General features: G+C 38.2%; 19 protein-coding genes and 1 pseudogene. 11 read left to right on the plus strand and 9 right to left on the minus strand.

The features are described 5' to 3' along the window. Nucleotides 1–23 precede the first annotated feature (23 nt). Both J2T03_RS08635 and J2T03_RS08640 read right to left on the minus strand, forming a co-directional pair. A pseudogene (locus J2T03_RS08635) lies at nt 24–2750 on the minus strand (TonB-dependent receptor plug domain-containing protein). A gap of 271 nt (nt 2751–3021) precedes the next feature. Continuing rightward, a complete protein-coding gene (locus tag J2T03_RS08640) occupies nt 3022–5352 on the minus strand; it encodes an ATP-dependent helicase (RefSeq protein WP_306844051.1) in 2331 nt (776 codons plus the stop codon). Between the two features lie 283 nt (nt 5353–5635). On the opposite strand from J2T03_RS08640, the gene J2T03_RS08645 reads away from it, so the two are divergent. The 3 genes from J2T03_RS08645 (at nt 5636) to secG (ending at nt 9537) form a co-directional block, all read left to right on the plus strand. After that, complete coding sequence (locus tag J2T03_RS08645; RefSeq protein ID WP_307210737.1) at nt 5636–6949, plus strand: M16 family metallopeptidase; 1314 nt, start codon at nt 5636–5638, stop codon at nt 6947–6949. A 52-nt stretch (nt 6950–7001) separates the two neighbouring features. Beyond that, complete coding sequence (locus J2T03_RS08650; protein ID WP_307210739.1) at nt 7002–9047, plus strand: M16 family metallopeptidase; 2046 nt, start codon at nt 7002–7004, stop codon at nt 9045–9047. A 130-nt stretch (nt 9048–9177) separates the two neighbouring features. Further along, nucleotides 9178–9537, plus strand: coding sequence for a preprotein translocase subunit SecG (gene secG, locus J2T03_RS08655; protein WP_306844047.1), 360 nt, complete (start codon nt 9178–9180; stop codon nt 9535–9537). 51 nt (nt 9538–9588) lie between these two features. Here secG and J2T03_RS08660 read toward each other — a convergent pair whose 3' ends face one another. Together J2T03_RS08660 and recR are read right to left on the minus strand one after the other, a co-directional pair. Further along, the gene (locus J2T03_RS08660) at nt 9589–10422 is read right to left on the minus strand and encodes a glycosyltransferase family 2 protein (protein WP_306844046.1); all 834 of its coding nucleotides are present in this window, start codon (nt 10420–10422) and stop codon (nt 9589–9591) included. Between the two features lie 2 nt (nt 10423–10424). Next, on the minus strand, nt 10425–11036 hold the full coding sequence (recR, locus tag J2T03_RS08665) for a recombination mediator RecR (protein WP_307210741.1): 612 nt from the start codon (nt 11034–11036) through the stop codon (nt 10425–10427). Between the two features lie 330 nt (nt 11037–11366). Here recR and J2T03_RS08670 point away from each other — a divergent pair, with 330 nt between their 5' ends. The 4 genes from J2T03_RS08670 (at nt 11367) to J2T03_RS08685 (ending at nt 14805) form a co-directional block, all read left to right on the plus strand. Beyond that, a complete protein-coding gene (locus J2T03_RS08670; protein ID WP_306844042.1) occupies nt 11367–11972 on the plus strand; it encodes a hypothetical protein in 606 nt (201 codons plus the stop codon). 19 nt (nt 11973–11991) lie between these two features. Continuing rightward, nucleotides 11992–12483, plus strand: coding sequence for a hypothetical protein (locus J2T03_RS08675; RefSeq protein WP_307210743.1), 492 nt, complete (start codon nt 11992–11994; stop codon nt 12481–12483). Between the two features lie 106 nt (nt 12484–12589). Beyond that, the gene (locus tag J2T03_RS08680; RefSeq protein ID WP_307210747.1) at nt 12590–14032 is read left to right on the plus strand and encodes an aminoacyl-histidine dipeptidase; all 1443 of its coding nucleotides are present in this window, start codon (nt 12590–12592) and stop codon (nt 14030–14032) included. Nucleotides 14033–14223: 191 nt separating this feature from the next. Continuing rightward, entirely contained in the window at nt 14224–14805 is a 582-nt protein-coding gene (locus tag J2T03_RS08685) for an LOG family protein (protein ID WP_307210750.1), read from the plus strand. A 169-nt stretch (nt 14806–14974) separates the two neighbouring features. On the opposite strand, the gene J2T03_RS08690 is transcribed toward J2T03_RS08685, so the two are convergent. Together J2T03_RS08690 and J2T03_RS08695 are read right to left on the minus strand one after the other, a co-directional pair. Further along, nucleotides 14975–15304 (minus strand): 2Fe-2S iron-sulfur cluster-binding protein, encoded by a 330-nt coding sequence (locus tag J2T03_RS08690; protein WP_116012195.1) that lies wholly within the window; start codon nt 15302–15304, stop codon nt 14975–14977. Between the two features lie 12 nt (nt 15305–15316). Beyond that, complete coding sequence (locus J2T03_RS08695; RefSeq protein ID WP_306844035.1) at nt 15317–16372, minus strand: NAD(P)/FAD-dependent oxidoreductase; 1056 nt, start codon at nt 16370–16372, stop codon at nt 15317–15319. A gap of 156 nt (nt 16373–16528) precedes the next feature. Here J2T03_RS08695 and J2T03_RS08700 point away from each other — a divergent pair, with 156 nt between their 5' ends. Beyond that, nucleotides 16529–17296 (plus strand): DUF3108 domain-containing protein, encoded by a 768-nt coding sequence (locus J2T03_RS08700; protein ID WP_306844033.1) that lies wholly within the window; start codon nt 16529–16531, stop codon nt 17294–17296. Nucleotides 17297–17623: 327 nt separating this feature from the next. On the opposite strand, the gene pheS is transcribed toward J2T03_RS08700, so the two are convergent. After that, the gene (gene pheS, locus J2T03_RS08705) at nt 17624–18634 is read right to left on the minus strand and encodes a phenylalanine--tRNA ligase subunit alpha (RefSeq protein ID WP_111955668.1); all 1011 of its coding nucleotides are present in this window, start codon (nt 18632–18634) and stop codon (nt 17624–17626) included. A gap of 126 nt (nt 18635–18760) precedes the next feature. After that, nucleotides 18761–19420, minus strand: a complete 660-nt coding sequence (locus J2T03_RS08710; protein ID WP_306844032.1) for a YceI family protein — start codon at nt 19418–19420, stop codon at nt 18761–18763. Nucleotides 19421–19495: 75 nt separating this feature from the next. Between J2T03_RS08710 and J2T03_RS08715 the strand changes: the two genes are divergently transcribed. Then, on the plus strand, nt 19496–20431 hold the full coding sequence (locus tag J2T03_RS08715; protein WP_307210752.1) for a sulfate/molybdate ABC transporter ATP-binding protein: 936 nt from the start codon (nt 19496–19498) through the stop codon (nt 20429–20431). Nucleotides 20432–20686: 255 nt separating this feature from the next. Here the strand turns inward: J2T03_RS08715 and J2T03_RS08720 are convergent, their stop codons facing one another. Continuing rightward, a complete protein-coding gene (locus tag J2T03_RS08720; protein ID WP_306844029.1) occupies nt 20687–21034 on the minus strand; it encodes a zinc ribbon domain-containing protein YjdM in 348 nt (115 codons plus the stop codon). 269 nt (nt 21035–21303) lie between these two features. On the opposite strand from J2T03_RS08720, the gene J2T03_RS08725 reads away from it, so the two are divergent. Together J2T03_RS08725 and J2T03_RS08730 are read left to right on the plus strand one after the other, a co-directional pair. Further along, nucleotides 21304–22509, plus strand: a complete 1206-nt coding sequence (locus J2T03_RS08725; protein ID WP_306844027.1) for an RsmB/NOP family class I SAM-dependent RNA methyltransferase — start codon at nt 21304–21306, stop codon at nt 22507–22509. Nucleotides 22510–22709: 200 nt separating this feature from the next. Then, the gene (locus J2T03_RS08730; RefSeq protein WP_307210755.1) at nt 22710–24380 is read left to right on the plus strand and encodes a GLPGLI family protein; all 1671 of its coding nucleotides are present in this window, start codon (nt 22710–22712) and stop codon (nt 24378–24380) included. Nucleotides 24381–24398: the final 18 nt, after the last annotated feature.

Genomic DNA, 24398 nt, shown 5'->3' on the forward strand with positions numbered 1-24398 from the left:
TTTGTTTACTAATTATTATTTATTTAAAAATTGAAGTTAAGTCTTGTGAACACATACCTTCCGTTCTGTCCAAACTGAGAAGTTGAGCGGGAATAGATAAACTGGTCATTGTTTGTGGATGCAGTAAGGTTTTTATCAGGATAAATATCAAAAAGATTGTTCACCCCTACAGTCAGTCCTACATTTTTTGTAAACTGGTAGGCCAGTGAAAGGTCGGTAATGATCTTGTCTCCGATTTGCTGATGTTCATTAAACCCGGTAAGCCCGTCACCGTTGGCATCAATAATATCTGCACCCGTCACTTTTCCGAAATAGGTATTTCTAAGATAGATACTCGCCTTCTTCCAGGAAAGCGTATGCGATAAGCTTGCTTTTACCCTTGGAACTGCCTCTTCAAGGTATACTCTTGACTTTTCTGAAAAATAGATCTTCTCAAGGTTAGGTGACCGCAAAAGTCCTGAAGAATGGGTATCTCCCACTTTCCTTGTCTCACTAATATTAACCGCGAAATTATTATCAAGCTTAACCCCTGAAAATCTTGCAGTATGGGAAATCACCACATCTACTCCTTTTGTTTCCGTATCAATGGCATTGGTAAAAAACTGTGCTCCATTAATTCCCTCGGCATCAAAAGCAGCCTGTGCGGCAGCCGGAACATCTGATCTTAAGAACTGGTCCGTAAGAATGATCCTGTTGTTGATTCTTGTAAAATATCCGTCTGCAGTAAAAGTAAGTCTGGCAGAAGGAATTCTGTAGGTAAATCCTACACTGGCAGATTTGGAAGTTTCCTGCTTCAGTTTTGGCATTTCCAGTAAGCCTGCAATTTCTGAATCATTGCTGAATGTTCCCACTTCCAAAAGCTGACTGTTCGTAAATAGAGTTGACGTCACATTATAATAAATCTGATGGATGGAAGGCGCTCTGAATCCTGTAGAACCAGCCAGCCTTACATTAAAATCAGGAGCTACCTTTATTCTTGAAGCCAGTTTATAATTGAAAGTAGATCCAAAATCTGAATAGTTTTCATATCTCGCTGCTGCATCCACTAATAACCAATTGGTAAAATTGAATTCAACATCAGCATACGCTGCCACGGCCTGTCTGTTCTTGTCTACAGCATTAACAGGCCGAAAACCTCCGAAAACCTGCGAACCTCCGGGAAGTGCATTTCCAAAGAAATCCGTTGCTCTCGGGCTTGTATTATTCCACACGTTTCCTGCTGCATCATAAGTTGCGTAAGAAGCTTCCTCTCCCGGTGTTATTTTAAAATTCTCATAGCGGTGCTCTGCTCCGAAGGCAATATTAATTCCGCTCCATACATCATATTTTTTTGAGAAATCTAAATTGATCGTGTTCTGGGAAAATCTTAAACCTCCTGCATCAAACTCATCGGGAGATGCGAAACGTAATGAAGTATTTCCAGTATTGCTGATATTATAGGTAAATGAGTTCTGTCCGAATGTATTACTAAAGTCAATATTCCAGCCGTCCCAGTTTCCTTTAATTCCGGCTGAAAGTGACAGATCCTGAATATCCGTTCCGATCTGAGGAAGATAACCGTCTGAATACAGTCCTGTAAACGTTCTGCTTTGGTTCGGTTTTCTGTAAAATCCTCCTGAACTGCCATGCCTGAAGCTGTATCCACCGAAAGAATATACTTTCCAATTGTCATTAATCGGAACTTCAATATTGGCAAAAAGCTGGTGGTTGTTCAGCTTAGACTGTCCTACCTGCATATTGAAATCTTTTCTGCTCAGCCCTCTGTAAGCCAGTTCCTGATCAGTAAAATCACCCTTCAAAAGTACTTATAAAGCACTAATGGTATTAGCTCCCTGAATCTGGTTCTGAAGATCCGGAGAAAAATAGCTTACACCCTGAGCATACTGATGAATATAATTAATCAGCTGTTGGGAATTGGGAACATTGTTAATATTTGAAAAGAGAGAAGAAAGGTTTACCCCATCATTCTGAGCCCGTTTTTCAATTGCATTGTACGCATTATAAATTGCCCCGCTTTCTGCACCGGCCCTGAAAGTAGGATTCCTGAACTGTGAAGACCATGTGACGTTATAAAAACCGCCTTTATTTCCTATCTTATTTCCATAATTAAGATCCACCTGAATATTCTGTCCGTCAAAATCTCCCGTATGGTCATTTGCCGTTGGGGTTAAATTTCCGCCATAGCTCACCTGCCCCGTCAGTTTACCAATATCTTTTTTCAGTTCAAGGTTGATAACACCTGCGATAGCATCGGATCCATACTGAGCTGAAGCACCGTCACGTAATACTTCAATCCTGTTTAATGCAAAAGAAGGAATGGAGTTCAAATCGGTGCCTACCGTTCCTCTTCCCGGTGTTCCGTTGACATTGACCAACGCTGAGGTATGCCTTCTCTTTCCGTTCACCAAAACCAGCACCTGATCCGGCCCCAATCCTCTCAGCTGAGCCGGATCCAAATGGTCTGTTCCATCTGAATTGGTCTGAATGGTAGAGGTAAATGATGGTGCCACTGCGTTCAGAATTTGTCCTATACTGGATTGTGGAAGAATTACCGATGATTCTTTTATATTGAAGACATCCACAGGAACCGGGCTGTCTGTTTTGGATCGTGCACCGGCTCTTGAGCCCAGCACCACTACTTCTTCTACATTATTGGTTTTCACGCTGTCTTTTTCTTTTTCCTGCCCGAAAGCATATGTTCCGAGGAAAAAAAGAACTGAAGCTGACAAAATGGTCTTTTTATTTTTCATACCCTTCATCAATTAAATAGTTTATGTTTTTTGAGTGGCAAATGTAGAATAAATTTACTAGTCTACAAAGATAATAGACTTTTGTTTTATGAAAATTTAAGATAGCTTTCTTCTATTGTTGTTTTAAAAACGAATGATACTAATTTTTCACAAATGCCACCAGGATCGCAAAATACATTCGTGCTATCTTGCGTTTGAATAAAAAAACGGAATCCAAAAATGGAATCCGTTATAAAATATTCTCCTCAGCTTCTGTGCTGAAAATCAACTGTTATATTTTTGTAAGCTTAGCATATTTCAGAATAAGGTTTTTCTCTCCTTCATGAATGAAAATCACCTTGGCTTTAATGTTCTGCGGATCTGTACCATCCAGGAAAGAAACTTCTCCAATCCCGAAACGGTCGTGTCTTACCTTATCTCCGACTTCAATATCCTGTGAAGAAGCACCACTTGGATTGATAATTTTTGCAGTGCTTACAGGTTTCAGTTTTCTGACTTCCGGTGCAGGTTTTGAGCCATCTCCTTTGTCAATGGTTTTCTTTTCAACTCTTCTGAATGCTTTTTGTTCGGAAGGATGCTCATCAAAAATATTGGATTTGATTCCTGTATTATTGATAAACCTCTTTTCTAGAGCGGGATTTAAGAATTCAATATATTCATCATCAATTTCGCTCAAGAATCTTGAGGGCTCTGCATCCGTAATTTTCCCCCATTGGAAGCGCGAAACCGCGTAAGAGAAAAACACCTGCTTTTCCGCTCTTGTCAGTGCCACATAAAATAAACGTCTTTCTTCTTCCAGATCTTCCCTTGTTGCTGAACTCATAAAGCTTGGGAAAAGGTTTTCTTCAAGCCCCACAAGGTGTACCACTGGGAATTCCAGCCCCTTGGATAGGTGAATGGTCATTAAAGAAACCATATCCTCATCCGTATTTTTATCCTGCGTATCGGCAGAAAGGGCAATATTCTCAAGGAAATTCGGAAGGCTCGGGTCACCATCTTCCAGCTGCATCTGCTCTTCAATAAATCCTTGCATAGAGTTCATCAATTCCTGTACGTTTTCTACCCTGGAAATCCCTTCAGGAGTCTGGTCGTCTTTTAAGAATTTAATCAGTCCGCTGCGTTTGGCGACTTCCATGGCCACACTATAAGCCGTGTCAGTTTTCAGCAATACCTGGAAGGCTTTGATCATGGACCAGAAATCATTCAGTTTGGTTAAAACACCATTGTTTAAGCCCAATTGCTGAGCATACATCGGTAGATTACCCAGCACCTGTGAAATGGTCACATTATGAGAATCTGCAAAAACAATCAGTTTATTCTGTGTGGTTTCCCCAATTCCTCTTGTAGGGTAATTGATGATCCTCATCAATGCCTCCGAGTCATTTTCATTGATCAGAAGACGCAGGTAAGCGATAAGGTCTTTCACCTCTTTTCTCTGATAGAAAGAAAGCCCTCCGTAAACCTTATACGGAATATTTTTACGTCTCAGCGCATCTTCAAATGCTCTGGTCTGCGAGTTGGTTCTGTACAAGATCGCAAAATCACTGTATTTTCTCTGGTCGGTATTTCTAAGTTCCCAGATATTTCCGGCCACAAAATTCGCTTCATCAGCATCGGAAAGGGAACGGTATATTTTGATCTTATCTCCTTCTTCGTTATCGCTGAAAACATTCTTTTTAAACTGCTGTAAATTTTTTGCTATGACAACATTGGCTGCATTCACAATATTCTGAGTCGAGCGGTAATTCTGCTCTAGGGAAACTGTTATGGCATCAGGATAATCTTTCTTGAAATTTAAGATGTTATAAATATTCGCACCTCGGAAGGAATAGATGGACTGTGCATCATCCCCTACCACACAGATATTCTCAAATTTTGAAGCCAGCGCTTTCACAATAAGATACTGGGAATGGTTGGTATCCTGGTACTCATCTACCATGATATACCTGAACCTGTCCTGATATTTGGCCAGCACTTCCGGAAAACGGGTTAATAATTCATTGGTTTTCAAAAGTAAATCATCAAAATCCATGGCTCCGTTCTTGAAGCATGCCTCTACATATTTCTGGTAGATCTTCCCGATGAATTTCATGTTGGCTTTTTCATCAGCTTCCATCAGTTCAGGATTGTTGAAATAAGCTTTTACCGTGATCAGATTGTTTTTGTATGTTGAAATTCTTGCCTGAACTTTTTTAGGTTTATAAAGATCGGCATCGATATTCATGTCTTTAAGAACTTTTCTGATGACATTCAGGGCATCCTGCTGGTCATAGATGGTAAAATTGGACGGATAACCCAGATAATGACCTTCAATTCTCAGAATTCTTGCAAAAACCGAGTGGAAAGTTCCCATCCATAAGCTTCTTGCGTTGCTGTCCCCCACTACTTTCGCGATACGGTCCTTCATTTCGCGGGCCGCTTTGTTGGTAAAAGTTAGTGCCAGAATATTAAAAGGATCAATTCCGTTGTGGATCAGGTGGGCAATACGCATGGTAAGCACACGTGTCTTTCCGGAACCCGCCCCTGCAAGCACCATCAATGGTCCCTGTAGAGAGGTAACGGCTTCATATTGTGATTCATTGAGTCCTTTCAGATAATCCATACTGCAAAAATTTTGGGAACACAAAATTAATGTATTCAAAGGACAATTCAAATTATGAGTTTAATTTATAGAAAGTAAAAAATTGGACAGCCTGTTCTTAAGGGCCAAAACAGTTTTAATCAGAAGTATTCGCTGCCATCATTTTTGTTTTTGTATTGGATATCTTCCGGTTTACAAAACTGTAGACTTATAAATTTCACAAATAAATCAATAAAAAAGTAGAGTAATTATGTAACAAATGCTTCGTTTCTGTTACTAATTTATCCAAAACAATTTCTACTTTATGAAAAAGCGACTTCTTTCTGTTGCAGCAGCATCTTTCTTCGGAATGATCCTGAATGCACAGCAAATTAAATTCGAAGAATATGACCTGCCAAACGGTCTTCACGTAATTCTTCACCAGGATAATTCTGCGCCGGTAGTCACTACTGGGGTCATGTATCATGTAGGTGCTAAGGATGAAGTAAAGGGAAGAACAGGTTTTGCCCATTTTTTCGAACATCTTTTATTTGAGGGAACACCCAATATCAAAAGAGGTGAATGGTTCAAGATCGTTTCTTCAAACGGAGGACAAAATAATGCAAACACTACGAATGACCGGACGTATTATTATGAAACATTCCCTTCGAATAACGAGCAGCTGGGTCTTTGGATGGAAGCTGAAAGAATGCGCCATGCTTTGATCAACCAGGTGGGAGTAGATACTCAGAGAGAGGTTGTAAAAGAGGAAAAAAGATTAAGAATGGATAACCAGCCTTATGGAAATCTTTTCCCTACCATTCAGAAAAATTTATTTACCAATCACCCGTACAACTGGCCTACGATCGGTTCTATGGAAGATCTTAACTCTGCAAAGCTGGAAGAGTTCCAGGCTTTTTATAAAAAATATTATGTTCCGAACAATGCTACATTAGTGGTTGCAGGAGACATTAAGCCTGAGCAAACTAAAAAATGGATCCAGGAATATTACGGAGGAATTCAAAAAGGAACGCTTTATCCGAAAGATTTCCCGAAAGACGCTCCTATCACTCAGGAAAAAGAGGTAACGGCTACAGACCCGAACATTCAGCTTCCTGCGTATATTTTTGCATACAGAACACCTGCCAATAAAGAAAAGGATGCGTATGTTCTTGATATGCTTTCTTCTTACCTGAGCAATGGTAAATCATCTGTTTTATACAAAAAACTGGTGGATCAGGATAAAAAAGCACTTGCCGTACAGGCTTTCAACCAGGGTCTTGAAGATTACAGTATTTTTGCATTCTTCGCAATCCCGATGGGACAGACGACAAAGCAGACTTTGCAGGCTGATATCGATACAGAAATCAAAAAACTGCAGACAGGCCTGATCTCTGAGGAGGATTATCAGAAACTTCAGAATCAGTATGAGAATCAGTTTGTAAATGCCAACTCTAGTATTCAGGGAATTGCTGCTTCATTGGCTACCAATCATGTGCTGATGGGTGATACCAACCTGATCAATAAGGAAATTGACATCTACAGATCGATCACGAAACAAGATCTGCAAAACGCTGCCAAGAAATATCTGAATTCTAATCAAAGGGTAATCATTAATTACGTTCCTGAAAAAAAGTAATCATTTAAAACTCAGGTTTGAAAGATGATTATTAAAAATTAAATTTTTACAAATGAAAAAGCAATTAACATATATAGCTGCAGCGTTTTTATTCGCAGGAACGGTTTCAGCACAAAAAATTGACCTTAATGCAATGCCGAAGCCGGGACCTACTCCTGCCATCAACATTGCAAAACCAAAAACTTTCCAGCTGAGCAACGGCCTTACGGTAATGGTGGTGGAAAATAATAAACTGCCGAGAGTAAATACTACCCTTTCTATGGACAGACCACCTTTTCTTGAAGGAAGTGTAGCCGGTGTAAGTTCTATCATGGCTGAGCAGTTCGAAAACGGAACAACCAATCTGAGCAAAGAGGATTTTAACAAAAAAGTAGATTATCTGGGAGCTAATTTAAGCTTTTCTTCCAATGGTGCTTTTGCAAACTCTCTTTCAAAATACTTCCCTGAAGTATTGGGCTTAATGGCAGATGCGATCATTAATCCTAAATTTTCTGCGGAAGAAATTCAAAATTCAAAAGAAAGAGCGGTAGAAGGATTGAAATCTGAAGAGAAAAATGCTTCTTCTATCGCTTCTAAGGTTTCCACTGCCTTAATGTATGGTAAAAATACAGCCAGGGGTGAGTTTGAAACCGTGGAAACCATCAATAAAATTCAATTAGCTGACGTACAAAACGTTTATAAAAAATATTACGCTCCGGACAATGCTTATTTAGTAATTGTAGGTGACGTGAAATTTGATAAGGTAAAATCGCTGGTGGAAAAAGCTTTCAGCGGATGGAAAAAGGCCAATACCCCTGTAACAGCTCTGGAACAGGCTTCTAACCTTGCTAAAACAGAAATTAATGTGGTGGATGTTCCTTCTGCTGTACAGTCTGTGGTTTCGGTGAACAACCTGAACAATCTTAAAATGAAGGACCCGAACTATTTTGCTGCTACAATGGCCAATTATATCCTAGGCGGTGGTGGTGAAGCAAGACTTTTCATGAACCTTCGCGAGAAGAACGGATTTACGTATGGTGCTTATTCGAATATGAATGCCGGTAAATATTCTTCTGATTTCTCCGCTGATGCCAGTGTAAGAAATGAGGTTACGGATAAAGCGGTTAAAGAATTTATGAATGAACTTAATGCCATTTCTACCGTAAAGCCTGAAGAACTGGAAAATGCCAAGGCTAAACTGAAAGGATCTTTCATCATGTCTCTGGAGAAACCGGAAACGATCGCCAAGTTTGCTTTAAATCAAAAGGTTCAGGATCTTCCATCTGATTTCTATACCAATTATTTAAAATCAATTGATAAAGTAACTGCCGCTGATATTTCCAATGCGGTGAAATCTACCATTCTACCTAATCAAAGCAGAATTTTTATTGCCGGTAAAGCCTCTGATATTTCTGAAGGACTTGAAAAATTGGGCTATCCTGTAAAATATTACGACAAAGAAGCCAATCCGGTAGCAAAGCCGACTGCACAAAAAGTTGATGCCAATGTAAGTGTTGCTTCTATTGCTGACAAATACATCAGTGTAATCGGAGGAAAAGCAAATCTCACGAAAATCTCTTCTTACACAATGAACGCTTCGATGTCTATGCAGGGACAGAATATTGATTTTAAAATCACAAAAGCCCAAGGCGGCAAGGAACTAACATCAGTTACTGCCATGGGCCAGGTTGTTCAAAAGCAGGTTTTCGACGGAAAACAGGGATATTCTGAGCAAATGGGACAGAAAACACCTATGAAACCGGAACAAGTCGCTGAAAAACAGAAAAACACTGAATTATTTGAAGAATTAGGCTTTGCAAAATCTTCAGATTACAAAGTGGCCGGAATTGAAAAAATCGGTGGCGAAGATTCCTATGCTGTTAAAGGAAATAATGTAACGTATTACTACAGTGTAGCTACAGGATTAAAAACAGGAGAAACCAGAACTGCTAAGGCCCAAGGACAGGAAGTAACCATTCCTACCACTTTTTCTAATTACAAGGATGTAAATGGTGTGAAAATGCCACATACGATCTCAGTGAATCAAATGGGCATGGACATGGTCATGAATGTAAAATCATACGAAGTGAACCAGGCTAAAGATTCTGATTTTAAATAAGGAATACTATTTTATAGAAAAAACGGCAGCTGACGCTGCCGTTTTTATTTTTAATAACATTTACCCTGATCTTCTTTGCCATTCGGTAAAAAAAGATTAAATTTGCCCATTCAAAAAGATATCAGAATTAATGGATACTATATTTACACTATTGATGGTTCTTGTTATGATTGCCAGCATCTTATTGGTAATCATCGTTATGGCTCAAAATCCAAAAGGAGGAGGCCTTTCCAGTACTTTCGGAGGAGCATCACCTGCACAGTTCGGAGTACAGAGAACCAATGATTTCATGGAAAAAGCAACATGGACTCTGGGCGCAGTAATCATCGTTCTTATCCTTATAAGCGTAGTGATCACAGGTAAGCCTACAACGGCAGCTCCGACACAACAGCAGCCAGTAAAGAAAGAAACCACAGCTCCGGCTAAGCAGTCTGCTCCGGCGGCTACTACCACTACTCCGGCTCAGACACCTGCAGCTCCGGCAAAATAATAACAGACCTATCTTATATACAACAAAAGCAGTTCAAATTGAACTGCTTTTTTATTTTAGTTTGATTTTCTCGATCTTGTGGCGGAGTCTCAGTCCTGCTTTTAAAAACGAATACTGCATAGGCTTGGATTCTCTGTAGTACTTATCTATAAAGATCTGCATAGCCCCATAAAACCGATCAAGGTACACCTCATCCTTAACGGTACTTTCTCCTTTATGATGGAGAATGGAAGCTTTTCCGTAATAATAGTTTTTATAACCGTTTCTCAACAGCGTATAGCAAAGGTCTATATCTTCCCCGTACATAAAATAAGATTCATCAAGGCCTCCAATTTTTTCGTAGACATCTTTTCTGATCAATAAAAAAGCTCCGGTAACCACATCTACTTCTGCAACTTCAGTTTCATCAATATCGCTTCTGTAATAAGATTTTGAATTGCTTCTTTTCAAATTTGTAAACAGTTTTTCAAAAGAATTGAACATATCGGGTACGGAACGTTTACTTTCAGGCAGGAAATTCCCCTCTGTATCATGCATCCTTACTCCGAGACATCCAAAATCCGACTTGGAATCTGCAAAATCCAGAATATCTTTCATATAAGATCCTTCCAGCTCAGTATCGGGATTTAGAAGAAGAACATATTCTCCGGCTGCTGTTTTTATCGCTTTATTATTGGCAACAGCAAAACCTTCATTTTGTTCCGAGGATATAAAATGTACTTTAGGAAATTCCGGAATGAGATCACTCCAGGAAGCGTCTGTAGATGCATTATCTATGACAATTACTTCATAGCTCTCCCCTTCCGTATATTTTTGGATAGACAGAAGGCAGTTTCTCAACAGCCGGGTCACATTATAATTAACAATAATTATCGACAGCTTCATATCTAATCCTTTTCGTTGTATGGCAACCTGTTAATAATAGATCTCCCTAAAGATACTTCATCCGCGTATTCCAGCTCGTCTCCTACTGAGATTCCTCTGGCAATACTTGAAAAACTGACATTAAAATTTTTAAATTTTTTGTAGATATAATAGGCTGTTGTATCCCCTTCCATCGTGGCGCTTAATGCAAAAATAAATTCTTTTACTCCGCCTTCATTCACCTTTCTTTCAATACTCGGTATATTGAGCTGGTTGGGTCCAACGCCTTCCATAGGTGATATTTTCCCACCTAAGATAAGGTATTTCCCTGTAAACTTCCCTGTATTTTCAATGGCAATTACATCACGTACATCTTCAACGATGCAGATCAGTTCGCTGTGCCTTTTTTCATTGCTGCAGATCTCACAAACATCAAAATCTGAAAAATTGTGACATTCTCTACAGTATTTTATATCGTTAACAAGGTTGATTAATGAGTTTCCAAGACCTACCGCTCTGGAACTGGGTTGTTTTAACAGATGCAGCGCCAATCTCAAAGCTGTTTTCCTCCCGATTCCGGGCAGCCCTGAAATTTCGTCTACCGCTTTTGCTAAAACTTTACTAGGGTAATCCATAAGTACAAAAATAAGGAATATTGTTGAGAATTGGATGTATTTCAGAGTGAGAGAATCAGAGTGTTTTTGGGGTTTGGGAGTTAGAAATTATGAGTAATTAGAAATACAGGTGTGAGCGTCCTAGGGTTGGAAAGTTTTAAAATTTGAGCCAGTAAATCCGGAATATAAAAAACCAACAGTATCCGGTAGTTGAGATTCTCAAAGCAACTAGCAGTAATCTCCCATGTCTGCCATCTGATATCTAAAATCTTCGCTTTTGACTCTTGGCTCATGATTCTTGGTTCTAAAAAAACCTCTATCTTTGGGTTCTAATATGAAAAAAATAAACTAATGGTACTTAAAAACCTAAACTATCCACTGGATTTCAAATTCAAAATTTCAACTTTATCAAGTGACTTCAATATTACTGATAAAAACGGAAACTATGTAGCGTATGTTCGTCAGAAAATGTTCAAGCTGAAGGAAGATGTTATTGTTTTCAATGATGAAAGCAAATCTAAGGAGCTTTTCAGGATCAAAGCCAATCAATGGATCGATTTTAATGCATCTTATTCTTTAAATGACCTTACCGATAACAAAAATTACGGAAGACTGGCAAGAAAAGGAATGCGTTCTCTCTGGAAATCCAGTTATGATATTCTGGATTCAAATGACCAACCCAAATTTACCGTTACAGAAGATAACGGATGGACAAAATTCTTTGATGGAATGGTCAGTGAGATTCCACTTATTGGAATGTTTACAGGTTATTTTCTTAACCCGGCTTATACTGTAAGAGGTATCGACGGAAAGGAATATTTTAAACTTAAAAAAATGCCTTCATTCTTCGGAAGAAGATTCCAGCTTGACAGATTGATCGATATTGATGACGAAGACGAAAGTTTAGTGATCTTATCATTACTGATGATGGTTCTTCTGGAAAGAGCAAGAGGTTAAACATAAAAAACCACAAACAATGAAATATCTAATCATTTTCTTTTCAGCATTTCTTTTGACCGCCTGTAAAAAAGACAAGGAAACCGTTAAGGATAATGCCTCTACAGATTCTTTAACCATTACGAAGGATTCTGCCAAAACAGGAGCAGTATCCGGAAAAATACAGGTTGACATCATTCCTTTTCCAAAAGAGATCAAAGAATGTTCCTGCTATTTTGCAAGAAATAAAGCTGATTTTGAAGCAGAAAAGTATATCTACGCTGACGATGCCGGAAAAACAGCTTATATGAAACTTGACGGGAAAAGGTTAGCAATGAATCTTATTTCATCAAGCGATATGGAAGTTGATGAAGAACTGACAAAAGAAATTGAAAGCGACAACTACAAAATCTCCGTAAGGGGCAAAAAAATAAAAAGCGAAGAGGCTTTATTATTCGAAGGTACCCTGACGATTGAAAAACCGGATGGTACTGTGGAAACAATTCCTATTTATGGGGAATGCGGATGTTAAAAAACAATAGGGCTAAAAATAAATTTACCTCTATGCTCCTTATAAAAATGCTTCCGGATTCACGGAAGCATTTTTTATTTTGTAATTTTGATAAAAATAAAATTTCATGGAATTATCTAATATAGAACCGCAGATTATCTGGAAGAATTTCTCCAAATTAAATGCAGTTCCGAGACCGTCTAAAAAAGAAGAAAGAGTGATTGCTTTCATCAAAGAATTTGGTGAAAACTTAGGGTTGGAAACTACAGTAGATGCAGTAGGAAACGTGATCATCAGGAAGCCTGCCACTGCCGGCATGGAAAACCGTAAATCTGTTGTCCTTCAGTCGCACCTCGATATGGTATGCCAGAAAAACAGCGATGTTAATTTTGATTTTGATACAGAAGGCATCAAAATGGAGGTAGATGGAGACTGGGTAAAGGCAAAAGGAACAACTCTGGGTGCTGATAACGGTTTAGGAGTGGCAACCATCATGTCAATCCTTGAAAGTTCAGATATTCCACATCCTGCTATGGAGGCCCTTTTTACGATCGATGAAGAAACAGGAATGACGGGTGCGCTAGGTTTAAAGCCTGGTCAGCTTACAGGAGAAATTTTATTAAATTTGGATACAGAAGAAGATGATGAAATTGATATTGGCTGTGCCGGAGGTGTAGATGTAACCATTACCCAAAATTATGGAACAGAAGCAGCAAAAGGGCAAATTATAAGAATTGAAGTGAAAGGCCTTCAGGGAGGACATTCCGGAATGGACATTCACAAAGGTTTCGGAAATTCCAATATTATTTTGGGAAGACTTCTTTACAGCGGTTTAGCTAACCAGAATATTCAATTGGTCTCTATAGACGGAGGCGGATTGAGAAATGCAATTCCAAGAGAAGCTACGGCACTTATTTCTGTGAGAAATGCTCAGGAATTTATAGAAACGTCCACAATTCTGAAAAAAGAAATTTTAGAAGAGTTTGCTACGGTAGAGCCTGGTATCCATATCAATATTGAAAATTCTACTACTTCTGACAAGGCTGTTTCCGAGGAAGATTCCAGGAAGATCATTCTTACTTTAAAATCTCTTCACAATGGGGTTTACAGAATGAGTCCGGATGTAAAAGATCTTGTAGAAGCATCCAACAATGTGGCGAGAGTGGAATTAAAAGGCGGTGAGCTTAAAATCTTAAACCTGACCAGATCATCTGTAGATTCATCTAAGTATTCGGTAGCAGAACAGTTAAAATCTGTAGCAGAATTAGCCGGAATGAATGTTGAATTCAGTGGATCTTATCCTGGATGGAAACCGAAACCTGGTTCTGAAATCGTACAGCTGATGGAAAAGATCTACACAGAAAAATTCGGAGAAAAGCCTCATGTGGTAGCTTGTCACGCAGGACTGGAATGCGGAATCATCGGAGCCAATTATCCAGAAATGGAAATGGTAAGTTTCGGACCTACGATCAGAGGTGCGCATTCTCCGGACGAGAAAGCTAATATTCCTTCTGCACAGAAATTCTGGAGTTTCACTAAAGATATTTTAGCGAATATTCCTTTAAAATAAAAAAGATAAAATTGCTATATTGAATATCCAAAGTCGTATGATTTTGGATATTTTTAATTTGAAACATTAAGGTTTTATTAAGTTTTTAAGATTATTAAGAATGTGTGACTGAGCCTTAAAATATTCTTAATATTTCTTCTTAACTTTCCTAATGACTTCACTCTCTTAATGGTTAAAAAAGATTTACAATAATGAAAAGTATAACAGTATTCTGCGGTTCAAGTTTCGGTTCAGATGATATTTTTAAAGAACAGGCTTTCCTTCTGGGACAAACATTGGCAAAACAAGATATTCAGCTTATATACGGCGGCGCAGATGTAGGCTTAATGGGAGCCGTTGCAGATGGAGCTTTACATGAAAATGGAAAAGTTATTGGAATTCTTCCCCACTTTCTGCAATCCAAAGAAATTGCCCATAAAAATCTGTCGGAACTGATCCTCGTGGAAACCATGCACGAAAGAAAAACCAAAATGAATGATCTTTGTGACGGTGTGATCGTTCTTCCCGGCGGCTATGGAACTCTGGAAGAGTTTTTTGAAATGATCACCTGGGCACAGCTGGGACTTCATAAGAAACCAATCGGGATTTTGAATATTGATGGATTTTATGATGATCTGATCAGCCTGGTTCAGAATATGGTTGATAAAGACTTTTTAAAGCAGATTAACAGGGATATGCTTCTGATAAGCGAAAATATTGATGAGCTTTTGGATAAAATGAGGAATTATCAGGCGCCTACTGTTGGGAAGTGGATTTCAAAAGAAAAAGTTTAAACCTTTTTTAATTTCATATGAATAACTACAACATTAATAGGAAAATGGCTGGAGTTGCTATTACAATTAAAAGAGAAATGTTATTCAAAATAAAATGATAATAATATTATAAAACAAAACCCGTTCAGATTTTTCGAACGGGTTTCTATTAAGATTTGAATAAAATTTTCTAAGGATAAGGAGCAATCTCCACTTCAAGACCTTCCATAGCATCCATCATATGCAGCTGGCATCCCAATCTGCTGTTGTCTTTTACATGGTAAGCTTCCGCCAGCATAGCATCTTCTTCGTCTCCCATAGGCTCAAGGCCCGGATCATTGATCACATATACCTGACATGAGGCGCACATCGCCATTCCCCCGCATACTCCGATGGTACCTTCTTCCGCCAGTTCATAAGAACGGATGATCTCCATCAGGTTCATAGACATATCTGTAGGTGCTACAACATCATGGGTTACCCCTTCCCGATCCGTGATCTTTATATTAATATCTGACATAATAATGCAAAATTAGTCAATTTTTTTCACAACTGCCTTTTCTGCTTCTTTACGGCTACCGTCAAATCCGTCTACGCCGCTTACTGTTGTATATTTTAGTACAAATTTCTTACCTGGATTCAGTCTGTTGTAAACACTCTGACACATCAAAGTCGCTTCGTGGAAACCGCAAAGGATCAGCTTCAGTTTCCCCGGATAGGTATTGATATCGCCGATGGCATAAATACCATCTATATTCGTCTGGTAATCAAGTGAATTATTTACAACGATGGCATTTTTCTCGATATTTAGTCCCCAGTTTCCAATCTCTCCCAATTTTGGAGTCAGTCCGAATAAAGGAATGAAATAATCCGTTTCAATATCGTACGCTTCCTGTCCTTCAATTTCTACCGTGATTGCTTCTACTTTTCCGTCACCTTTGATACCGGTAACTTCAGCAGGTGTAATTAATTTAATTTTCCCTTGATTTTTAAGATCCTGAACTTTCTCTACAGAATCCAAAGCTCCTCTGAATTCATTTCTTCTGTGGATCAAAGTAACTTCGCTTGCAACATTAGAAAGGAAAACGCTCCAGTCGAGAGCAGAATCCCCACCTCCGGCAATCACTACTCTTTTGTTTCTGAAATGTTCAGGCTCCTTAACGAAATATTCAAGCCCTTTTTCCTCATAATCAGCAACATTTTCAAAAGTAGGTTTTCTAGGTTCAAAAGTTCCTAATCCACCGGCAATGGCAATAGCTTTACATCTGTGAACCGTTCCTTTGTTGGTAATCACTTCAAACCATTCATCATCCACTTTTGTATAAGAAACCGCAGTTTCTCCTAAGGTAAATCCAGGCTGGAACTGCTTGATCTGCTCCATCAAATTATCTACTAATTCTCCAGCATTCACTGAAGGATATCCCGGAATATCGAAAATAGGTTTTTTCGGATAAAGCTCTGCTAGCTGTCCCCCTGGCTGCGGAAGTGCATCGATAATATGGCACTTCATTTTTAATAAACCTGCTTCAAAAACAGCGAAAAGCCCGGTAGGTCCGGCTCCTATGATCAATATATCAGTGGTTATCATAATAAAAGATAATTTAATTATACATGTAGCTGCAAATTTACTAATTTTAATGCGAAGCATATTTAATTGATTCTAAATAAAAACCTGAGATTTATCAAATCTCTGTAAATAGTTAAGGATCTTAAATTTGGCAATGTTTTTGTTAAATGTCATATCATGAAGAAAATTTTAAATCTTTTCGCAATATTTATGTTCCTGTTGGGCCATGCTCAGATTGATAATATTGCTGACGGTGAATCTATTACATTTAGAATCCATTATGGGATCCTGAATGCCGGAACCGCCAATCTTACCACAAAGAAAACAAACTACATGGGAACTCCCCATCTGTACGTTAAAGGCACAGGACAGACGACAGGCGCTGTAAAAGCCTTCTTTAAAGTAGAAGATTTATACGAAAGTTTTATTAACACAGAAACCGGCCTGCCAAGCTTTTACGTAAGAAATGTACGTGAAGGAAGTTACCGACAGCATTTTGAAACTGTCTTTAACCATAATAACCATACACTGATCTTAACGGATAAAAAGACCCCTGCCAATGGTTCTAAAGTACTTAAATCTGTAAAAGGAGTTCAGGATATGCTTTCCTGTTTCTATTACCTGAGAAGTAAAAGTACAAATGAATTAAAGGTAGGAACAGTGATTAATATGAATGTATGGATTGATGATGAAATGTTTCCATTTCAGCTGAAAGTGACAGGAACAGAAGATCTAAAAACCAAGTTCGGGACCATTAACTGTCTGAAAATTATCCCGTCTGTAAAAAGCGGAAGGGTTTTCAAAGAAAAAGAAGGGGTAACGATGTGGGTAACCAACGATGCCAATCACATTCCTATGCTTCTGAAAGCAGAATTGGCTGTAGGCTCCCTTAAAGCAAGTATTGAAAACCTTAAAAATGTAAAATATCCTTTAAAATACAAATAAGATAATCAGTCTCTTTTGATTTATAAAAAATGTCTGCAAAAATATTGCAGACATTTTTTATTCTCATGTAATATATTTTAATTTTCAGCTGTCTTATTAATAACAGCAAAAGTAAAGAGTAATAAAGATATCAGGAATAAGTGTAATGTTTCGACTGCACTTAGTGTGACAAAATTCCGGAAAAGAAAAAATTAATATAAAATTAATAAACCTCTGTGAAGACGGTCACGTTGTAATTTTTCAATATAATCTCGTTTTTAATTACGTTTTGTTTCTTAGGTCAGTAATTAAAAACAAAAACCTCCGGAGATTCCGGAGGTTTAATTTTTATAGTGATTTAAACTGCTCTAAGGTTCTGATATCATTTTCGAAGAACATCCTGATGTCGCTCATCTGGTAAAGAAGCATTGTAATTCTTTCAATCCCCATTCCGAAAGCATATCCTGAATATTTTTCAGAGTCGATATTTACATTTTTGAGAACCGCAGGATCTACCATTCCGCACCCCATGATTTCTAGCCATCCTGTTCCTTTGGTAATTCTGTAATCTGTTTCAGAATTTAGTCCCCAATATACATCTATTTCAGCACTAGGCTCTGTGAACGGGAAATAAGACGGTCTCATTCTGATTTTGGATTTTCCGAAAAGCTCAGTGGTAAAGAACTGGATTGTCTGCTTAAGATCTGCAAAGCTTACATTCTCATCAATATACAAACCTTCAATCTGATGGAATATACAGTGCGAGCGTGAAGAAATTGCCTCATTTCTGAATACTCTTCCCGGAGAAAGGATCCTGATCGGGGGCTGGTTTTCTTCCATATAACGGATCTGTACGGAAGACGTATGTGTTCTTAAAAGAATATCCGGATTCTGCTCGATAAAGAAAGTATCCTGCATATCTCTTGCGGGATGATATTCAGGGAGGTTGAGCGCTGTAAAGTTGTGCCAGTCGTCCTCTATTTCAGGACCATCAGCTACTGCAAAACCAATAGATTTGAAAATTTCAATGATCCTGTTTTTCACCAGATTTATCGGGTGTCTTGACCCAAGATCCAATGGAAAAGCCGGTCTTGTAAGATCTTCTTTTTCTGTGACAATAGCAGACTGGGAAGCATCTTTCAGATCTTCCAATTTCCCTGCAACGGCCTGCTTCAAAGAATTGATCTTCTGCCCAAATTCCTTTTTCTGGTCGTTTGGAACTTCTTTAAATTTTTCAAAAAAATCATTCAGAACACCTTTTTTACCATTGTACTTGATCCGGAAGTTTTCAATTTCCTCTTTAGACGTAGCATTGAAGCTGTTTACTTCGGTAAGTAGTTCTTCTATCTTTTCTATCATTGTTTTACCCTTTCAAAATGTTTTGCAAAAATACGTTTTTTAAGTTTAATAATGAATCTGTGATAAAAAAATCTGCCCCTTTGCGGGAGGCAGACTTCAATCACTTATTTCACTTAAATAAAAAAATTATTTCTTTTCTAAAGCTTTAACGTTGATCTGAAGAGTTACTTCATCCTTAATCACTCCGTTTTCAGCAGGAGCCTGGAACTTTACGCCAAACTCTTCTCTTTTAATATCTTTTGGCTCAGTAGCTACACTTACCTCTCCGTCTTTTACAGAAACATTAGCTTTAAACTGAACCGGTTTTGAAATACCTTTAATGGTTAAATTCCCATCCAAAAGTGTATTGTAATCTCCTTCCATGGCTGGGGTCACTTTTGTAATTTCAAAAGAAGCAGTAGGAAATTTTTCCACTTCAAAAAAATCGCCGCTTTTAAGATGGCCATTCAGTTTTCCTAACTGATCAGCGTCATCTTTAAGATCTACAGATGTCAGAGAGTTCATATCAGCAACAAATTTTCCACTTTCAAGCTTCCCATCTTTTATCGTAACATCACCGCTTTCAAACTTTATCGTTCCAAAATGACTGGTACTTTCGGACTTGAAAACTTTATATCCTTTCCACTCCACTTTACTGTTCAATGTGTCCACCGTATACTGATTCCCGTCTTTTGTAGTTGTCACTTCATTGCTTTCGCTGGTAATCGGTTTGTCTTTTTTACAAGAAACCGCTACCGCTGCAACAAATAAAGCAGGAATAGCTAGTGAAAACAGTTTTTTTCTCATTTTTGATATATTTTTATTACTTCCGCTAATATAATAAAAAAAATTATTTTTTCATAAAAACCTTACATTTGTATTATGCTTTTAGAAATAAACAATTTATATTTTTCCCACACCAAAGATAACCCCTTGTTTCAGAACCTTAATCTGGGTTTTGAGGAAGGCAGAATCATTGCACTGGCTGGAGAAAGTGGCTGTGGAAAATCTACATTGCTTAACTTGATTTACGGACTGCTTGACTGGGAAAGCGGCGAGATTATTTTTAATGGAAACCGACTTTTGGGACCTAAAGGAAATCTTGTTCCCGGGGAAGCTGAAATGAAACTGGTAGCTCAGAATTTCGATCTGATGCCTTACGCTACTGTTGCAGAAAACGTAGGGAAATTTATTTCCAATATCAATTTAGCTCAAAAAAAAGAAACGGTTATGGAACTTCTGGAAGTGGTAGGACTTCAGGAATTCGCCCATGTACTTCCTAAATATTTAAGCGGAGGTCAGCAGCAGAGGGTTGCTATTGCCAGAGCACTTTCAGTATTGCCGAAACTGCTTATTTTAGACGAGCCTTTCAGTAATCTGGATTTTCCCAGAAAAATAGAACTTCGTGAAAGACTGTTCAGGTATGTGAAACAGCATCGGATCTCTTTAATTATTTCTACCCACGAACTTCAGGATATTATGCCCTGGCTTGACCAAATTGTCATTCTGAAGGATGGAAGACTGATCCAGAACGATACCCCGGAAGAAACCTACAAATATCCTTATAATTCTTATGTCGCCAAACTTTTTGGTGAAGTGAATATATTCAGTGAAGAAGAAAAAGCAGAGTTCCAGCTTCCTAAATTTTCATATTATCCCAAGGAGATAAAAATTTCTGAAAACGGAATTGAAGCCGAACTCCTGGAAAGCAGATTTGCAGGAAACCATTACTGGAATAAGATCAGGATTCAAAATAAAGAGCTTATTGTCTATACAGACGAGAAAGTAGAAAAAAGTATCAAAATTTCTTTTGTCTAAATCCGAAAAAAATTATCACACCAAACCTTCATAACTCATACATTTAGTTACAGTTATTGTTAATATGTGGATAAAAAAAATACAAATCTAAGAAGCTGTTTAAAACTTTTTCTTACATTTGTATTTCCACAGCATAAGGAAATTTTTGGTTAATTCTCTTTCTGCCCTGAGACGGACATTAGCACCTCCCTGCAATTAAGTCTTTGAAAGATTACACTGTCCAATCTTTTCCTTTTTTATTTTTTGCGATAAACCTTACGCTTTCTTCACAAACTCTGATTTTAAGGCCATAGACCCGAAACCATCAATTTTACAGTCGATATTATGATCGCTGTCCGGTCTCAGACGGATGTTTTTCACTTTTGTTCCGGCTTTTACCGGTTTTGGCGCCCCTTTTACAGGAAGATCTTTGATTACCACCACAGAATCTCCATCCTGGAGCTCATTTCCGTTTGAATCCAATATTTTTCCTTCGCCAGAACTTTCAGAAGTCGTGTCTTCAGGATTCCATTCGTAAAAACATTGCGAACAGGTCATCATATTATTTTCACTTGGATAAGTAAATTCAGAGCCACATTTTGGACAAAGTATAGTATCACTCATATCTTTTATTTTTTGCAAAGGTAGGATTTTTGTTTCAGATTTCAGATTCAGACGCGAGACAGAAGACAGGGATTAGGGGGAGATGGGAAGATCCCAATGGTAAATTTGCTTGCACGTGAGTGGTGAATGATTCAGATCCAAAATCTCGTACTTCGAAACTGAAGCTTTGAAACATTAAAACCCTTAGACTCTCCCACTCCTAAAACTTGAATTCTACAACTCTCAACTATAATTCGTACTTTTGCAGATTCAAACAGCGAAGCAATTTTATGGAACTTATTCACAGAAACCTAGCGATCGGAATTCACGATGCTTTACAGGAAACATTTTTCGAGAAAAATAAATATGCCGATAAGGTGATCGAAAGACTTTTAAAAGCCCACAGAAAATGGGGAAGCCAAGACAGAGCTGTTGTTTCTGAGATCTTCTATAATATTATCCGCTGGAAAAAACGTCTTGAATATTATATGGGAGAAGGTGTAAAACCGACCAATATATATAAACTGATGATTGCGTACCTGCTTTGGAGCAAGACCAATTACAAAAAGTTTGAAGAATTCGACGGAATTAAAATCGCGGATATCCTTACTAAGCTTAAAAAGAACACTGTTCCTACGAAAGCTATCGAACATTCTATTCCTGAATGGCTGGCTGAAACTTTGGAAAAAGAATTAGGTCCCGGTTGGGAAAAGGAAATGCAGGCTTTAAACGAGCAGGCTCCAACCGTATTAAGAGCAAACAGCCTTAAAACCACTCCAAAAGAACTTATTTCTGATCTTTCAGATGAGGGTGTAGTGGCTTACACGGTAAAAAATTACCCGGATGCTGTTCAGCTTGAAGAAAAAAAGAATGTTTTTCTTACAACAGCCTTTAAAGAAGGCTTATTTGAGGTTCAGGACGCATCTTCACAGAAGATCGGGTACTTCCTTGATGTGAAAGAAGGACAGAGGGTTGTGGATGCTTGTGCAGGTGCAGGCGGAAAAACACTTCACTTAGCTGCATTGATGGGAAATAAAGGTCAGATCGTAGCTTTGGATATCTTCGAATGGAAGCTGGCTGAACTGAAACGCCGTGCAAAAAGAGCGGGAGCACACAATATCGAAACCCGTATGATCTCTGACAACAAAGTGATTAAGCGTCTTCATGATAAAGTGGACCGACTTCTGATCGACGCTCCGTGCTCCGGACTTGGTGTTTTAAAAAGAAACCCGGACAGTAAATGGAAAATTGACCAGGATTTTATCGACAGAATCAAAAAGGAACAGCAACAGATTCTTCAGGATTATTCCAAGATGCTTAAAGTAGGCGGAAAAATGGTGTATGCTACATGTTCTATCCTGCCTTCTGAAAACAATTTACAGGTAGAAGAATTCTTGAAAACCAATTCAGGCTATAAGCTGATTAAAGATGATAAAGTAATGCCTAGCCATGGTTACGACGGATTCTATATGGCACTGATCGAAAGAGTTTCTTAATTTATCTGACTCATCTACAATATACAGCTGCTCTATCCGGAGCAGCTTTTTTATTAAAAAAATCAGCCAATGGATATATTTTTTTCTCCATATTAAAAAACGGTTTGTAACATCTGCATTTTAATCCCTACTTATAATATCGTAAACTGTTGCAAATCCAGCCGGAAATTTGAAAATTAACTTTACGGAAAACCAGATTTATGAATAAAAGAATTCTATTCAGCTTCTTTGTTTTATTTCTATGTTGCTGCCTTTCGTATGCACAGACTTATGAAATTGAATATACCAGTTCTTATAACGGGAAAGTTCTTACGGAACAGTCCCCTACTCTTGTCTGGGCGGACGGAAAAGATAATTTTATTCTGAATAATAAGATCGGAGAACAGAAAAGTGATTACCCATTTGAGATCACCAAAGTCGAAAAACCTTCCAATACAGTCGTTTCTTATGCTTTCCTGAAACCGGGAGAAATTATTTCTTCTTCAGATACCGAATCTATAGGAAAACAGACATTTGAATTAATCAATGAAACGAAAAATATTCTGGGCTATACCTGTAAAAAAGCAGTGACGAAGATCAATTCCAATACAATCGAGGTTTGGTATACCCATGATTTAAAAATTCATGGCGGGCCATCTGTTATAGGACAGAACCTGGGATTGGTGCTGGAAATCGAAAGAAATAAAAATTCGCTGATTACTGCGCGTTCCATTAAAAAAGTAAAAAAAACGGATATTGATCGTACTTTAAAAGGTTCAATACTCCCTACCGATCTGCTGGGTTACAAAGATCTTCTCTGGAAAAGCCGTTTTACCACACTGAAAGTTTTTGAAAATGAAACCATCAATTTTTCAGATGAATCTAAATCAGATGAGCGGGTAAAGAGATTTGCTAACGGAACCATCATTCTCAAAAAAATAAAATTCCCTTCCATTAAAGAAGGCGAAAATATTTTTGTCGAAGTGAAGCAGCAATCCAACGGAGATGCTTACGACAGAACAGGAACTGTTTTTTTTGTTCCGCAGGATAAAGAAACCTCATTTTTTGACGGACTTGAAAAAGGAGCTAAAACACTTCCTGTTTATGATAACGGAAACGGAAAGCAGTATTATGGAGTAGCAACTACCAAAAATTACAGTCCTGCAATAGAGATGATGCGATTTTTTACTGCTTTTGGAATTCAGAAATTCAATCATATCCAACTGAAAGGAAAAGACTGGCAGACCGTAAGTCCGTTCCGACAGGATATCACAGAATTGAAGCCTTCTCTTTCTGAAAAGGAACTCTGGGTGGGTACTTTTATCGGTAATTATGATAAAGGCGGTCATAAAATAAATCTTGAGATCACTATTCATAGAAGTGACCAGAATATTTATAAAAATAATGCGGCGATTCCTCTTTTTAACACTTTAAATATCATGGAGATGGCAGGTCAGGATTATTCAACGATGTTTGATAAGGATAAAGGACTCTTTGTAGAATTTATATTAGAAAAAGATTTAAAGAATGCTCAGCTGAGATACATCACTACCGGACACGGAGGCTGGGAAAACGGAGATGAATTTATTCCCAAACCAAATTCTATATTTCTGGATGGGAAAATGACGTTTTCTTTTGTACCCTGGAGATCAGACTGCGGTTCTTACCGGCTTTATAACCCGGCATCAGGGAATTTTCCGGACGGACTTTCTTCATCAGACCTCAGCAGATCCAACTGGTGCCCGGGAACAGTTACCAATCCGAACTTCATTCCTCTTGGAGATTTGAATGCAGGAAAGCACACAATACAAATAAAGATCCCCCAGGGAGCAACGGAAGGTACGAGCTTCAGTTCGTGGAATGTTTCGGGAATTTTACTTGGATCCCAATAAAACAAAACCTTCTTGCAA

This window comes from Chryseobacterium lathyri, assembly GCF_030812195.1.
Classification (GTDB): Bacteria; Bacteroidota; Bacteroidia; order Flavobacteriales; family Weeksellaceae; genus Chryseobacterium; species Chryseobacterium lathyri_A.

Coding starts and splice junctions, on each gene's coding strand:
- J2T03_RS08640 (WP_306844051.1), bottom strand. CDS start 5,352: ATGGATTATCTGAAAGGACTCAATGAATCACAATATGAAGCCGTTACC.
- J2T03_RS08645 (WP_307210737.1), top strand. CDS start 5,636: ATGAAAAAGCGACTTCTTTCTGTTGCAGCAGCATCTTTCTTCGGAATG.
- J2T03_RS08650 (WP_307210739.1), top strand. CDS start 7,002: ATGAAAAAGCAATTAACATATATAGCTGCAGCGTTTTTATTCGCAGGA.
- secG (WP_306844047.1), top strand. CDS start 9,178: ATGGATACTATATTTACACTATTGATGGTTCTTGTTATGATTGCCAGC.
- J2T03_RS08660 (WP_306844046.1), bottom strand. CDS start 10,422: ATGAAGCTGTCGATAATTATTGTTAATTATAATGTGACCCGGCTGTTG.
- recR (WP_307210741.1), bottom strand. CDS start 11,036: ATGGATTACCCTAGTAAAGTTTTAGCAAAAGCGGTAGACGAAATTTCA.
- J2T03_RS08670 (WP_306844042.1), top strand. CDS start 11,367: ATGGTACTTAAAAACCTAAACTATCCACTGGATTTCAAATTCAAAATT.
- J2T03_RS08675 (WP_307210743.1), top strand. CDS start 11,992: ATGAAATATCTAATCATTTTCTTTTCAGCATTTCTTTTGACCGCCTGT.
- J2T03_RS08680 (WP_307210747.1), top strand. CDS start 12,590: ATGGAATTATCTAATATAGAACCGCAGATTATCTGGAAGAATTTCTCC.
- J2T03_RS08685 (WP_307210750.1), top strand. CDS start 14,224: ATGAAAAGTATAACAGTATTCTGCGGTTCAAGTTTCGGTTCAGATGAT.
- J2T03_RS08690 (WP_116012195.1), bottom strand. CDS start 15,304: ATGTCAGATATTAATATAAAGATCACGGATCGGGAAGGGGTAACCCAT.
- J2T03_RS08695 (WP_306844035.1), bottom strand. CDS start 16,372: ATGATAACCACTGATATATTGATCATAGGAGCCGGACCTACCGGGCTT.
- J2T03_RS08700 (WP_306844033.1), top strand. CDS start 16,529: ATGAAGAAAATTTTAAATCTTTTCGCAATATTTATGTTCCTGTTGGGC.
- pheS (WP_111955668.1), bottom strand. CDS start 18,634: ATGATAGAAAAGATAGAAGAACTACTTACCGAAGTAAACAGCTTCAAT.
- J2T03_RS08710 (WP_306844032.1), bottom strand. CDS start 19,420: ATGAGAAAAAAACTGTTTTCACTAGCTATTCCTGCTTTATTTGTTGCA.
- J2T03_RS08715 (WP_307210752.1), top strand. CDS start 19,496: ATGCTTTTAGAAATAAACAATTTATATTTTTCCCACACCAAAGATAAC.
- J2T03_RS08720 (WP_306844029.1), bottom strand. CDS start 21,034: ATGAGTGATACTATACTTTGTCCAAAATGTGGCTCTGAATTTACTTAT.
- J2T03_RS08725 (WP_306844027.1), top strand. CDS start 21,304: ATGGAACTTATTCACAGAAACCTAGCGATCGGAATTCACGATGCTTTA.
- J2T03_RS08730 (WP_307210755.1), top strand. CDS start 22,710: ATGAATAAAAGAATTCTATTCAGCTTCTTTGTTTTATTTCTATGTTGC.